Genomic DNA, 12,155 nt, shown 5'->3' with positions numbered 1-12,155 from the left:
TCTACGAACTGCTGCCGCCGCGCTGGCGCGGACGCATCCCGGCGCTCTCGACCATCGGGCGGCTCGACAAGGATACGTCCGGCCTCCTGCTGATCACCGACGACGGGCCGTTCCTGCACCGGGTGATCTCCCCGCGCAGCCATGTGGCCAAGCGCTACGTCGCCACCCTCGACCGGCCGCTGGCCGGCTCGGAGGCCGAGGTCTTCGCCGCCGGCGCCCTGATGCTCGAAGGCGAGAAGGACCCGCTTGCGCCGGCGATGCTCGAACCGCTCGGCCCGGCGCAGGCGCGGCTGACGATCACCGAAGGCCGCTACCATCAGGTCCGGCGGATGTTCGCCGCGGTCGGCAACCACGTCACCGCCCTCCACCGCGACCGGATCGGCGGCCTGGCGCTGCCGGACGACCTGCCGCCGGGCGGCTGGCGCGTCCTGTCCGCGAGCGAGCAGGCGGCGATCTTCGGCTGATCCCAAAGGTTTGATCGCGGCCCTGGCGTTAACCAATGCCTGGGGAACCCATGGAGTCTCAGCGCTTTACTGTGGAAAGAAAGACACCGTTAACCATAGTGGGCAAATTAACCACTTGTTTACGATCCCGGCTCCGGCTTTGCTCTTATCCGTCAAAGCGCGCGGCCTTCGTCTCATACCGGGACGGACGCCAAGCGGGAGTGGCGGAATGTTTGAGTTGGGTCGTGAACTGATGCGGCTGTTGGGCGGTGAGCGGGTGAGACCGCATGCCGATGGCCTGACCGGCGGCGACACGACCCTCCTGGAACTGCTCGACCTCAACCTGCTGCAACAGGAAGCCAAGGCCGCCGACGTGGCCGCCGGCCGGATCAGCGCCCACGACCGCGCGCAGCGCCGGCTGGACGCCGCCATGGTCTGGCGCGAAGTGGCGCGTCGCTCGGACGACGCGGTGGCGCTGCGCAAGGCCGCCTGCGCCGCCGAGACCGCCTGCGCCGCTTTCGATCCCACGCGCCGGCCCGACGCCTGGGCCCGCGCCCGCTGCGAGCAGGCGTTCTGCGCCATGCTCGGCGCCGAGATGTTCGGCGACGAGGGCCTGCACGCCGCCGCCGAGGTCGCTTTCCGCGAGGCGCGCGCCGCCGCCCGCGGCGGGCTGGCCGCGGCGCTGGCCGAAGTGGGGGTGGCCGCCGTCGAGGCGCGCCTGCGCCTGGCCGATGGCGACGCCCAGGCCGCCCGCGTCGCCTGCGCCCGGTTCAGCGCGCCGATCGTCGCCCTGGAGGCGCAGATGCGCCGCCACACCATCGCGCGCCAGCTCGCCGCCGAGGCCCGCATCGTCCGCGCCGACATCCTCAGCGCCTGGGGCGCCAAGCTGAAGGACGCCGATCTGCTGCGCGACGCCGTCGAGGAGGCGGCCCGGGCGGCGCGCGGGCTCGACCCGGCCTATGAGCCGCTCACCTGGGCGCGGGCGGAGATCCTGCGCGGCCAGGCCATGGTGCTGCAGGGCGAGACCAGCGGCGAGGTGGGCGTGGTCGCCGACGGCGTCTCGGCGCTGGCCGACGTGCTCGACCACCTGAACCGCGACCACAGCCCGTTCGACTGGGCCCGGGTGCAGGCGGCGCTCGGCCAGGGCTTGCAGGCTCTGGGCGACGCCAGCGCCAACGAGCAGGCCTATGAGCAGGCGGTCACCTGCTACGACCGCGCCGCCCTGGTGCTGAAGGATGCGCCCACCTCGCCGCTGCGCGGGCTGGCGGCCGGCGCGCGGGCGCTCTGCCTGATCCGCTCGGCCGAGCTTACCGGCGACCTGGGGGTGCTGGACGCGGCCGAGGCGGCGATGAAGATCGAGCTCGCCCGCGCCCCCGGCCGCCGCGATCCCGTCGGCTGGGCGCTGAGCCAGATCCACCTGGCCCGCCTCTACGAAGCGCGCCTCGACATGACCGGCCGCGACCGCGGCGAGCGCGCCAGCGCCGTGACCGCCCTCGACGCGGCCCTCGACGTCTTCGCCGAGCACGGCCTGCGCTCGCTGAGCATGGTGGCGGTGGACGCGCTGGAACGGCTCAAGGCCGGCCCGCGCCGCCTGCCGCCGACGGAGAGATGACAACTATAAGCTGTAATAGATCGGCGTTCTGTTCTTCGACCTCATCGCCCCCGGGCGAGCGGGGTCAGGCTGCGGCCACGTCGCCGGTCTGCCGCCGCATCCGCCAGAAGCGGAGGGTGCGCTGGGCCACGTCGCGGGCCAGGTTCTCGTAGAGCTCGCCGTACTCCCGGGCCCGGCCCAGGGCGTCGGCCTCGCGGTCGAGGATCAGCACCGCGAAGGTCAGGAACAGCGAGCGGTCGAAGCCCGCCGCCTTGCAGACGATGGCCAGGGCGTCGAGTTCGCGCCGCTCCAGGATCCGCCGGGCGGTGTGGAAGTCGATGTCCGCCAGCTCGCACAGCGCCACCAGGAACTTGGTGGTCTCCCGGTTGCGCAGGAAGCCCGCCAGCACCGGCGGGGTGATGCCGTCGCGCTGCCGCAGGGCGCGGATCTCGGCCTCGGCGGCGGTGAAGTCGGCGGGCAGGGCGCCGTCGCGGGCCGCCAGCTGCTTGCGGCCGTTGGCCAGCGCCTTGTCCAGCTCGGCCGGGTCGATGTCGGCGTTGCGGTCCAGGATCTGGCGCCGCAGCCGGGCCTCGACCACGAAGTACATCTCGTTCAGCAGGTCGGCCGACAGGTCCTCGCGGCCGACCACCGCCTCGTGCAACTCGGGGTTCTCGACCGCCCGGTCGACGGCGGCCTCCTCGCTTTGCCGCGACAGCTCCGCGCCCTGGTTGCGCAGCAGCACGCCCAGGGTCTGGTCGTCGCCGCGCTGGACGATGGCGTCGGTGACCACCGCCGAGACGGCGGCCCGCTGGGAGATGGCCCGCAGGTGGGCCTGGCCGCGCGTGCGCGCCACGCTCAGCAGGTCGTCGTCGGTCAGGGCCCGCGAGCCCTCCAGCACCGGCCGGGCCACGTCGATGGATTCGTCCGCCGCCAGGCGCCGGATCAGGCCCTTGGGCGGAGCCTCGGCCTGGGCCATCCGCTCGGCCAGTTCGCCGCGGACGGTGGATTCCATCTCGCTGGCCAGCTGGCTCAGCACGTCGTCGAACAGGCCCATCTCCACCGCGCCCCGCGGGGTGTCGTTGGTGAAGAACAGGTCGGTCACGCCGCGCATCAGCTCACGCCGGCGCTCGCTGGACGGCTCCTGCGCGAGCGAGATCAGGTCGTGCAGCCTGGTTCGGCTCGTCAGGGTTTCGGACATCAGAACACCGCGCTGGATTTGGAGGCCGGGGCCTTGTCGTCGGCGGCCTCGGGCGCGTCGGCCGGCCCGATCAGCACATAGCGCGGCTGGGCGGATTGTTCGGGAATGGCGTCCGGCCTCATGCCGTACTCCCGGTGCAGCGAATAGAACCGCGGCGAAGCCCCGGCCGTGCGGGACGCGGACGACGCAATCTGGGCGGGCGCCGCGACGGGTGCGCGGGCCACCTGCTGGGCGGGGACGACGGCGGGCGGGGCGGCGGCTTGCGGGCCGATCATGCGCGGCGCCGGTTGCGGCTGCGGCGCAGCCCTGGGCGGGGCGCGGTGCGGCTCCAGGGCGGCCTGCGGCGGCCCTTCGTGACGGGGCGTTGCGGCGGGCGCAGGCTTGCCGGACCAGCCCAGCATCGGTCCGCGGTAGGGCGGGGCGACGGAAGCGCCGGGGGTCGCGCCGAGGGAGGCCATCACCAGCGGCCTGGGCGCCGGGCGCGGCGGGCCATAACGGTCCTGCACGACCTGGGCTGACGCGCTGGACGCGCTGGCGAGCGCGAGGAAGGCTGCGAGGAGCGGGCGCATACCGCACTCATAAGCTGTACGGCTTAACCTGCGCCTAACGGCCGCGCCACCAGCGCAGGCCCGCCTTCTCCAGCGCCTCGAGCGCGGCGTGCAGCACCGCCCCCAGCAGGCCCAGCACCGCCAGGGCCGCGAACATCCGCGCGGTCTGCAGCCGGTTGCCGGCCTCCAGAATCCGCCAGGCCAGCCCCTGCGCGCCGCCGGAGCCGGCCACGAACTCCGCCACCACCGCCCCGATCACCGCCAGGCCCGCAGCCACCTTGTGCCCCTCCAGCAGGTAGGGCAGGGCGGACGGCAGCCTGAGGCGCAGCAGCCGCTGCGGCCGCGTGGCGCCATAGAGGTCGAACAGCCGCTCCAGGTCGGGGTCGGCGGACTTCAGGCCGGTGACCGCCCCGGAGAAGATCGGGAAGAACGCCACCACCGCCGCCAGCGCCACGATCGCCCGCTGCGGATGGTCGATGCCGGCCCAGATCACCACCAGGGGCGCGATGGCCACCACCGGCGTCACTTGTAAGACAACGGCGAGGGGTCGCACCGCGCGCTCGAGGATAGGGCTCAGCGCCACCACCAGGGCCAGGGCCTGGGCCAGCAGGCTGGCGACGGCCAGGGCGACCAGCGCCATGGCCAGGGTGTTCCACGCCGAGGCCAGCAGGCTGGGCGCGTCCGCGGCCAGGCTGGCCGCGACGGCGGAGGGCGGCGGAAGGACGTAGGGGGCGATGGCGAGCCCGCGGCAGGCGCCCTCCCAGGCCGCCAGCAGCGCCGCGACCAGGGCCGCGGGCGCCAGGACCTGGACCGCGCGCCTCATGCCGCCATGCCCTGGGCCAGCGCGCCGGAGACCGTCTCGACGCTGGCGCGGAACCCGGGCGTGACGCGGAAGCCGGCGGGGCGGGGCAGGGCGCCCTCGACCGCCACGTCCGCGGCGATCCGGCCCGGGCCCCGGGTCATCACCACCACGCGCGAGGCCATGTAGACGGCCTCCTCCACATTGTGGGTGACGAACACGATGGCCGGCCGGAACGCCGCCCACAGCGCCAGCACGTCGTCGGCCAGGGCGCGGCGGGTGATCTCGTCGAGCGCCGCGAAGGGTTCGTCCAGCAGCAGCAGGCGCGGGCGGGTGACCAGGGCGCGGGCCAGCGACACCCGCATGGCCATGCCGCCGGAAAGCTGCGCCGGGCGCGCCGCGGCGGCCTCCGGCAGGCCCACGGCCGCCAGCGCCTCCGCCGCCTGCCGCCGCGCCTCGCCCCGCGGCGCCCCGGCCAGTTCCAGCGGCAGGGCGACGTTGGCCTGGGCCGACAGCCAGGGCGCCAGGGTCGGCGCCTGGAAGACCACCGCCGTCTCGCCCCGCCCGGCCGCGCGGGCGACCGTCCCCCGCGTCGGCCCCTCCAGCCCGGCCAGCAGTCTGAGCGCGGTCGATTTCCCGCACCCCGACGGCCCCACCAGCGCCGTCACCTCGCCCTCCTCCAGCCGCAGCGTGAAGGGCCCCAGCGCCCGCCCGCGTCCGGGGTAGTCGACTTCGACGCCGTCGAGCGAAGCGACGGTCACGGCGACATCCTTTTCCTCCCACGTTCCGCAGAGGACGGGGGAGGGGGACCGCCCGCCGAAGAGCGGGTGGTGGAGGGCGCGCGACTTGGCGCCGTGCGTTGGTCGCCCCCACCGTCACGCCCTCTGCGGGGCGCGCCCCCTCCCCCGTCCTCTGCGGAACGTGGGAGGAAAAGGAGGCGCAGGCGGCTCATGCCCGCCTTCCCGTGCGTTCGCTCGCCAGCCGCCGCAACCCCGTCCGCGACATCATCGACGTCCTCGAACACGCTGGACGCTGGAATCCGATGCACGAGCACGCCTTGGGTGCGAAGCCAGCCGTCGCGACGTGCGTCGTGGGCGACGTGCGCCGCATCGCCATGCCCGTGGCCATCGATTTCGACGCAAAGCCGAGCCGCCGGACAGAAGAAGTCGAGGATATAGTTTCCCATCGGGTGCTGTCGCTTGAAGACCGCTTCTGTGGGCGCACGACGACGCAACCGAGACCACAGCATCACCTCTGGTTCGGTCATCACGCGTCGCAGAACTCTGGCGCGCTTGCCGGCGAGAATGCTTGCCCTCACGGCGCCGGGGCGGCCGCCGGGGCCAGGAACTGGAGGGTGTAGGCCCGCTTGTAGTCCGTCGCCTTGTCGTAGACCCCCTGGCCGGAGGCCATGGCGAAGAACTCCGCCCAGCGGGCGTCGGTCATGGCGCCCAGGCCGGCGGTCCCGGCGTCGCCGCCGTCCACCAGGCCGTAGCTGCGCATCTTCTCCCGGGCCTGGTCGAGCACCGCCTGGGTCATCTCCGGGTTGTCCTTGAGGATCAGGGCGTCGCCGGGCTTCGGGTCGCCGTGCAGGTAGCTTTTCCAGCCCGCGGCGCTGGCCTCCACGAAGGCCTTCACCGCGGCGGGGTTCCTGGCGATCAGGCTGTCGGGCGCCAGCACCATGGCCGCGTAGCCCGGGTAGCCGGCGTCGGCCAGCAGGAAGACCTTGGGCTTCACCTTGGCCACCGTCTCCAAGGTATAGGGCTCGGAGGTCACGTAGCCCTGCTGCGCCACCCGCGGGTCGGCGAGGAAGGGGGCGGAGTTGAAGGTGTATTTGCGCACCTGGTCGTCGGTGAAGCCGTACTTGGCCTTCAGCCATACCCAGAAGGCGGTGACCGAGGCGTCCGAGAGCAGGATCGGGTGGCCCTTCAGGTCGCCGATCTGGTCGATCCCCTGGCCCTCGTGGGCGATCAGCACCTGCGGGTCCTTCTGCATGAAGGCCGCCACCGCCCGCACCGGGACCTTCTCGCTGGCCAGGTTCAGCACGATGAAGCTGTTGGACCCCAGGCCCAGGTCGATGGCTCCGGTGGAGACCAGCTGCGGCACGTTCACGCCGGGGCCGCCCTGCTTGATGGTCACGTCCAGGCCGCGCCTGGCGTACTCGCCGGTGGCCAGCGCCTGGTAGAACCCGCCCTGCTCGGCCTGGGCCCGCCAGTCGGTGGCGAAGGAGATCGGCGTGCGTTCGGCCCCGGCGCCCGCGGGTCCGGTCTTCTTGGCGGGCGAACAGGCGCAGACCAGCGCGAGGAACGCGAGGGCGAGCGGACGCAAGGCTTTCATGAACCACCCCAGGGAAGCGACGGCGCGACCCTAGGGCGCTGCGGCCGAGCCGCCAAGCGGGCGCGACGCCCATAGCAAGAGAGCGGCGCCTCGGTGTGACCCGCTGCGCCGCCCTCTCATCCAGATCCGTTGGGGGACCTGTGTCGTCCGGCCGTTGGCGGAGACCGGTCGCGGGTCGCCCCGCGGGTGGTCCGTCGCCGCCGGTGTCCGGGGGAGACTGGTTCCAGGTCGCCCCGGTTCCGTGCCCTCCTCGAACCTTCCGCCCGCTTGTGGCCCGGTTTCCCGGTCCGCCGCGCCGCAGTCCCGCTCGACGACTTGACTGTCCTCCCAAACCGGCTATGAGGCAAGCGCGCCGCAGCGGGGCCTTGGGCGCCGTCCCGGGACCGCCGGTTGATAAGCTGGGGACTGTCCGGGGAAATCCTGACGTTTCCGCTGAAAAATCAGTCGGCCGCAGCTATCCACAATTATTCAATGATTGCAGGGCCGGGCGTCAGCTGCTGGCGGCCAACGCCTCGCGCCGCTCCTCCAGGGCCAGCCACTCCTCCTCCGCCGCGGCCAGCTCGGCCTGCGCCCGGGCCAGCGCCTGGCTGGCGCGGTCGAAGGCCGTGGGGTCGCGGGCGTAAAGGCCGGGGTCGGCCAGGGTCCGCTCCAGGGCGGCGGCCTTGCCCGGGGCGGCGGCGACCAGCGCCTCCAGCTCGGCCAGCCGCCGCTCGTCCTTGTAGGTGAGCTTGCCGGGCTTGGCCGCGGGGCGCGGCGCGGCCCTGGCGGCCGGCGCCCGGGCCGCGGGCGGTTCCGCCACCGGCGCGAAGAAGCCGGGGTTCTGGCCGATGAAGTCCTGCCAGCCGCCCGGGGTCTCCACCGCGCGGCCGGAGCCGTCGAGGCCGATGGTCGAGGTGGCCAGGCGGTCGATGAAGTCGCGGTCGTGGCTGACCAGGATCAGCGTCCCCTCGTAGTCGGCCAGCACGTCCTCCAGGAGGTCGAGGGTGTCCATGTCGAGATCGTTGGTGGGCTCGTCCAGCACCATGACGTTGGCGGGCCTGGCCAGCGCGCCGGCCAGCAGCAGGCGGTTGCGTTCGCCCCCCGACAGGCTGGCCACCGGCTGCCGCAGCTGGCTTTCGCGGAACAGGAACTCCTTGGCGTAGGCCGCCACGTGCTTGGGCTTGCCGCGCACCATCACCTGGTCGCCGCCCAGGGGCGCCAGCACCTCCTTCAGCGTCGCCTGGGCCGAGAGCTCGGCGCGGGCCTGGTCGATGTAGGCGATCTCCAGGTTGGTCCCCAGCAGCACCTCGCCGGAATCCGGCGCGGTCTCGCCCAGCAGCAGGCGCACCAGCGTGGTCTTGCCGGCGCCGTTGGGGCCCACCACCGCCACCCGCTCGCCACGCAGGATGCGGGTGGAGAAGTCCTTCAGCACCGTGCGCTCGCCGAAGGCCTTGCTGAGCCCGCGCGCCTCCACCACCCGCTGGCCGGAGACCCCGGAGCTGGCCGCGCCCATCACCAGGTCGCCGCGCGTGTCGCGCAGCCGCTCCGACTTGGCCTGGCGGAGCGCGACGAGCCGGCGGCGGCGGCCTTCGTTGCGGGCGCGCCTGGCGGTGACGCCGCGGGCCATCCAGTGCTGCTCGCGGGCGAGCAGCTTGTCCATGCGCCGGGTCTCCTCGGACTCGGCCTGGGCGATCCTGTCGGCCCAGTCGTCGAAGGCGGCGAAGCCCTCGTCCAGCCGCCGCACGGTGCGGTTTTCCAGCCAGAAACAGCGCTGGGTGACGCGGGCGAGGAACGCCCGGTCGTGGCTGACGATCAGGGCGGCGGCGCGGCTGGCCCGCAGCTCGGCCTCCAGGATCTCGATGGCCAGGATGTCCAGGTGGTTGGTCGGCTCGTCCAGCAGGAAGACGTCCGGCTGCTCGGCGAAGGCGCGGGCCAGGGCCGCGCGGCGGATCTCGCCGCCGGAAAGGCCGCTCGCGGACTTGCCGGCCGCCAGCCCGAAGGTGGTGAGCGCCGCCTCGGCCTGGTGCGGGGCGGCCCCGCCGGCGGCGGCGTAGTCGAGCAGGGTCGCGCCGGCGATCCGCGGCTCCTGCGGCACGAAGGCGATGCGCAGGCCGGGCGTCGCGCTGCGCTCGCCGGCGTCGGTCTCCATCTGGCCGGCCAGGATCCTGAGCAGGGTCGACTTGCCCGCGCCGTTGCGGCCCACCAGGCAGGCGCGGCTGCGCGCCTCGATCGCCAGGTCGACGCCGTCGAACAGCGGCAGGGGGCCGTCGGCCAGGCGGACGTCCTTGAGGGCGACTACGGGAGGCTTCATCAGGGGGGTGACATAGCGGTCGGGCGGCCCCGCGCAAGCCCAGCTGCGTCAATAGGCCGGCGGATCGGCCGGCGGCGCGTCTTCGACCGACGGTCCGTCCTCGTCGGCGTAGCGGCCGCGGGGCGGCCCGGCGACGTCGGCGGTGCGCGAGAACTCCGCCGACAGGTCGTCGTAGAAGCCGTCGCGCCGCTCGGGCTGCTCATAGGCGGGCTCGGCCGGGGGCAGGGGCAGCAGCCAGTCGAAGTCGCGCGGCGCGATCCCCCGGTGCGCGACGATCATGAACGTCTTCCAGATCTGCGCCGGGACCTCGCCGCCGGTGACCTTGCGCATGGAGCGGCCGTCGTCGTTGCCCACCCAGACCCCGGTGACGAACTCCGGGGTGAAGCCCACGAACCAGGCGTCGCGCCAGTTCTGGCTGGTGCCGGTCTTGCCGGCGGCGGGCCAGCCGAAGTTGGCCCGCGTGCCGGTGCCGTTGAGGATCACCCCCTGCAGCATCCGCAGCATCATGCCCGCCCGCGCCGGGTCGTAGGCGGGCGCCGGCGCGCTCTGCAGGTGCAGCAGCACCCGCTCGCCGCCGACGCTGCGGACCTCCTCGATGATGTAGGGCCGCACCCTGCGGCCGCCCTGCTGGAAGACCTGGAAGGCGCTGGTCATCTCCAGCACCGAGACCTCGTAGGCGCCCAGCGCCACGGAAAGGTTGGGGGAGACGGGTATGGTGGTGAAGCCGAAGCGGCGGGCGAGCGCCCCGATCGCCGGCCCGCCCGCCTCCTGCGCCAGGCGCACGGCCACGGTGTTGATCGAGCGGGCCAGCGCGGTCTGCACCGTCACCGGGCCATGGTAGCCGCCGCCGTAGTTCTCCGGCGACCAGCCGCCGATGCGGATCGGCGCGTCCTGGCGGATGTCGGTGGGGCGCACGCCCTTCTCGAGGGCCGCGGCGTAGATGAACGGCTTGAAGCTCGATCCCGGCTGGCGGCGGGCCTGCACCGCGCGGTTGAAGACGCTGTCGGCGTAGTCGGTTCCCCCCACCATGGCGCGCACCGCCCCGTCGGTCCCGAGCGAGACCAGAGCGCCCTCGGAGATGCGGGCGGCCCGGCCATGCGCCACGGCGCCGCGCAGGATGGCCGCCGCGCTGCGCTGCAGGCGCGGGTCGATGGTCAGGCGCACCATCAGGTCCGGCGAGTTGGGGCCGGCCATGCGGATCGCCTCGCCGGTGGCGTAGTCCAGCGCCCAGCCGAAGTCGCCGTCGTTGGGCTGGGCGGTGGGCGCGAGTTTCGGCGTCGCCGCCTGGGCGGCGAGCTTCTGCGGCCCGGTGATCCAGCCCTCGGCCTGCATCCGCTCCAGCACCAGGTGCGAGCGGGCCAGCGCCGCGTCCATCCCGTGGTGCAGGGCTAGCCGCGTCGGCGCCTTGGGCAGCGCCGCCAGCAGGGCCGCTTCCGGCAGGGTGAGCTGGCTGGCCGGCTTGCCGAAATAGGTGCGGGCCGCCCCGTCCAGGCCGAAGGTGTTGGCCCCGAAGTAGATGCGGTTGAGGTAGAGCTCGAGGATCTCGTCCTTGCTGAGGAGGCGCTGCATCCGCTCGGCCAGGAAGGCCTCCTGGATCTTGCGTCGCATCGTCTGGTCGGGCGTCAGAAACAGGGTCTTGGCGAGCTGCTGGGTGAGCGTCGAGCCGCCCTCCACCACCCGGCCGGCGCGGCGGTTGGCGGCGACGGCCCGGCCGATGGCCCGCAGGTCGACGGCGCCGTGGCGGTAGAAGCGCCGGTCCTCCGCCGCCAGCATCGCCTGCGGCACATAGGCCGGCAGCAGGGAAAGCTTCACGTCGTCGCCGTAGCGCGGGCCGCGGGCGGCGATCAGCTGGCCGGTGCGGTCGTAGAACTTGATCGCCGGGGCGCGGTTGGTCGCATAGAGCGTCGCGCGGTCGGGGATCGGCGGCAGCTCGGCCAGGTAGGTCTTCTGGAACCAGATCGCCCCGCCCAGCGCCGAGAGCGCCACGGCCATCAGCGCCACGGCGACAGCCGTGGCGATCCAGCCGGCGACCCGCCGCCGGCGAGGGGGCGACGGCGGCTTCGGCGGGCGCGCCCCCGGTCCAACGGCCCGGCGCGCCGGGCCGGCGGGCTCCGCGGCGGCGCGGTCCGGGGCGGTCTCAGGCGGAGTCGGGCCGCGCTTCACGGGTCGATGGGGCCTTTTGGGGGGTGGGTCGCCGAACCGTTTTGGTTTAGGACGCCCCGCAGATGTCGACGAGACCTTTCTGGGAGGTGAAGTCCCTGGCGCAGATGACCGTGCGCGAATGGGAAAGCCTGTGCGATGGCTGCGGCCTCTGCTGCCTGGTGCGCTTCGAGGACGAGATCAGCGGCGAGATCGTCCCCACCCGCGTGCACTGCAAGCTGTTCGACTCGCAGGCCTGCCGTTGCACGAACTACGAGGAGCGCCACCAGCATGTGCCCGACTGCATCAAGCTGACGCCGGGCAACATCGAGGCGCTGGAGTGGATGCCGAGGAGCTGCGCTTATCGCCGGCTGTACGAGGGCAAGCGCCTGCCCCGATGGCACCCGCTGATCACCGGCGATCCGGAGAGCACGCACCGGGCCGGCGTCTCGGTGCGCGGCCAGACGGTGTCCGAGTTGGCGCTCGACGATCCCGAGGATGCCTTGGATTTCGAAGCGCCAGACCTATCTCGCGATCGCAGCGACGATTGAGCCCGGCGAGCGCTTCGGCGTAAACCGGGCGCCGCAGCGTGGCTCGAACCAGGCAAGGCAGATTTGGCGCAAGATCCGTACATGGAGCTCGGGGTGGCGCGCACCGCCAGCGCGGATGAGCTGCGCCGTGCGTTTCGCAAGCTGGCCAAGCAGTATCACCCCGATCGCAATCCCGGCGACAAGGCCGCCGAGGAGCGGTTCAAGCGTATCTCCGCCGCCTTCGACCTGCTGGGCGACGAGGACAAGCGCAAGAAGTTCGACG

General features: G+C 73.1%; 12 protein-coding genes. 4 read left to right on the top strand and 8 right to left on the bottom strand.

What is annotated here, in order from left to right; genetic code table 11:
• On the top strand, positions 1–464 hold a 464-nt coding region (locus tag VGL30_RS09395; protein WP_331539211.1), incomplete at its 5' end, for a 16S rRNA pseudouridine(516) synthase.
• A gap of 208 nt (positions 465–672) precedes the next feature.
• Positions 673–2,055 carry a hypothetical protein gene (locus VGL30_RS09390; RefSeq protein ID WP_331539209.1) on the top strand — a complete coding sequence of 461 codons (1,383 nt, stop codon included), beginning with the start codon at positions 673–675 and terminating at the stop codon, positions 2,053–2,055.
• 64 nt (positions 2,056–2,119) lie between these two features.
• Here VGL30_RS09390 and VGL30_RS09385 read toward each other — a convergent pair whose 3' ends face one another.
• The 8 genes from VGL30_RS09385 to VGL30_RS09350 all read right to left on the bottom strand — a co-directional run bounded on the left by VGL30_RS09385 (position 2,120) and on the right by VGL30_RS09350 (position 11,366).
• Positions 2,120–3,232 (bottom strand): DUF2336 domain-containing protein, encoded by a 1,113-nt coding sequence (locus VGL30_RS09385; RefSeq protein WP_331539207.1) that lies wholly within the window; start codon positions 3,230–3,232, stop codon positions 2,120–2,122.
• Complete coding sequence (locus VGL30_RS09380; RefSeq protein WP_331539205.1) at positions 3,232–3,801, bottom strand: hypothetical protein; 570 nt, start codon at positions 3,799–3,801, stop codon at positions 3,232–3,234. The genes VGL30_RS09385 and VGL30_RS09380 overlap by 1 nt, the downstream gene beginning before the upstream one ends.
• A 34-nt stretch (positions 3,802–3,835) precedes the next feature.
• On the bottom strand, positions 3,836–4,603 hold the full coding sequence (locus tag VGL30_RS09375; protein WP_331539203.1) for an ABC transporter permease: 768 nt from the start codon (positions 4,601–4,603) through the stop codon (positions 3,836–3,838).
• The gene (locus VGL30_RS09370) at positions 4,600–5,340 is read right to left on the bottom strand and encodes an ABC transporter ATP-binding protein (RefSeq protein ID WP_331539201.1); all 741 of its coding nucleotides are present in this window, start codon (positions 5,338–5,340) and stop codon (positions 4,600–4,602) included. Before VGL30_RS09370 ends, VGL30_RS09375 begins: the two co-directional genes overlap by 4 nt.
• On the bottom strand, positions 5,337–5,828 hold the full coding sequence (locus tag VGL30_RS18810) for an endonuclease domain-containing protein (RefSeq protein WP_414694970.1): 492 nt from the start codon (positions 5,826–5,828) through the stop codon (positions 5,337–5,339). Before VGL30_RS18810 ends, VGL30_RS09370 begins: the two co-directional genes overlap by 4 nt.
• 65 nt (positions 5,829–5,893) lie before the next feature.
• Complete coding sequence (locus tag VGL30_RS09360; RefSeq protein WP_331539197.1) at positions 5,894–6,913, bottom strand: ABC transporter substrate-binding protein; 1,020 nt, start codon at positions 6,911–6,913, stop codon at positions 5,894–5,896.
• Positions 6,914–7,403: 490 nt separating this feature from the next.
• On the bottom strand, positions 7,404–9,203 hold the full coding sequence (locus tag VGL30_RS09355; RefSeq protein WP_331539195.1) for an ABC-F family ATP-binding cassette domain-containing protein: 1,800 nt from the start codon (positions 9,201–9,203) through the stop codon (positions 7,404–7,406).
• Positions 9,204–9,251: 48 nt separating this feature from the next.
• Complete coding sequence (locus VGL30_RS09350) at positions 9,252–11,366, bottom strand: PBP1A family penicillin-binding protein (protein ID WP_331539193.1); 2,115 nt, start codon at positions 11,364–11,366, stop codon at positions 9,252–9,254.
• Positions 11,367–11,428: 62 nt separating this feature from the next.
• Between VGL30_RS09350 and VGL30_RS09345 the strand changes: the two genes are divergently transcribed.
• Both VGL30_RS09345 and VGL30_RS09340 read left to right on the top strand, forming a co-directional pair.
• A complete protein-coding gene (locus tag VGL30_RS09345) occupies positions 11,429–11,893 on the top strand; it encodes a YcgN family cysteine cluster protein (protein ID WP_331539191.1) in 465 nt (154 codons plus the stop codon).
• 63 nt (positions 11,894–11,956) lie between these two features.
• A partial coding sequence (locus VGL30_RS09340; RefSeq protein WP_331539189.1) for a DnaJ domain-containing protein occupies positions 11,957–12,155 on the top strand: 199 nt, incomplete at its 3' end.

The sequence above is a fragment of the Phenylobacterium sp. genome, assembly GCF_036502675.1.
Taxonomy (GTDB): domain Bacteria; phylum Pseudomonadota; class Alphaproteobacteria; order Caulobacterales; family Caulobacteraceae; genus Phenylobacterium.
The sequence above is the reverse complement of the archived record's forward strand: the minus strand, read 5'-3'. Positions and strand labels throughout refer to the sequence as shown.

Bases quoted from the DNA above. Each gene is read 5' to 3' on its own strand.
- VGL30_RS09390 (WP_331539209.1), top strand. From the start codon at position 673: ATGTTTGAGTTGGGTCGTGAACTGATGCGGCTGTTGGGCGGTGAGCGG.
- VGL30_RS09385 (WP_331539207.1), bottom strand. From the start codon at position 3,232: ATGTCCGAAACCCTGACGAGCCGAACCAGGCTGCACGACCTGATCTCG.
- VGL30_RS09380 (WP_331539205.1), bottom strand. From the start codon at position 3,801: ATGCGCCCGCTCCTCGCAGCCTTCCTCGCGCTCGCCAGCGCGTCCAGC.
- VGL30_RS09375 (WP_331539203.1), bottom strand. From the start codon at position 4,603: ATGAGGCGCGCGGTCCAGGTCCTGGCGCCCGCGGCCCTGGTCGCGGCG.
- VGL30_RS18810 (WP_414694970.1), bottom strand. From the start codon at position 5,828: ATGCTGTGGTCTCGGTTGCGTCGTCGTGCGCCCACAGAAGCGGTCTTC.
- VGL30_RS09360 (WP_331539197.1), bottom strand. From the start codon at position 6,913: ATGAAAGCCTTGCGTCCGCTCGCCCTCGCGTTCCTCGCGCTGGTCTGC.
- VGL30_RS09355 (WP_331539195.1), bottom strand. From the start codon at position 9,203: ATGAAGCCTCCCGTAGTCGCCCTCAAGGACGTCCGCCTGGCCGACGGC.
- VGL30_RS09345 (WP_331539191.1), top strand. From the start codon at position 11,429: ATGTCGACGAGACCTTTCTGGGAGGTGAAGTCCCTGGCGCAGATGACC.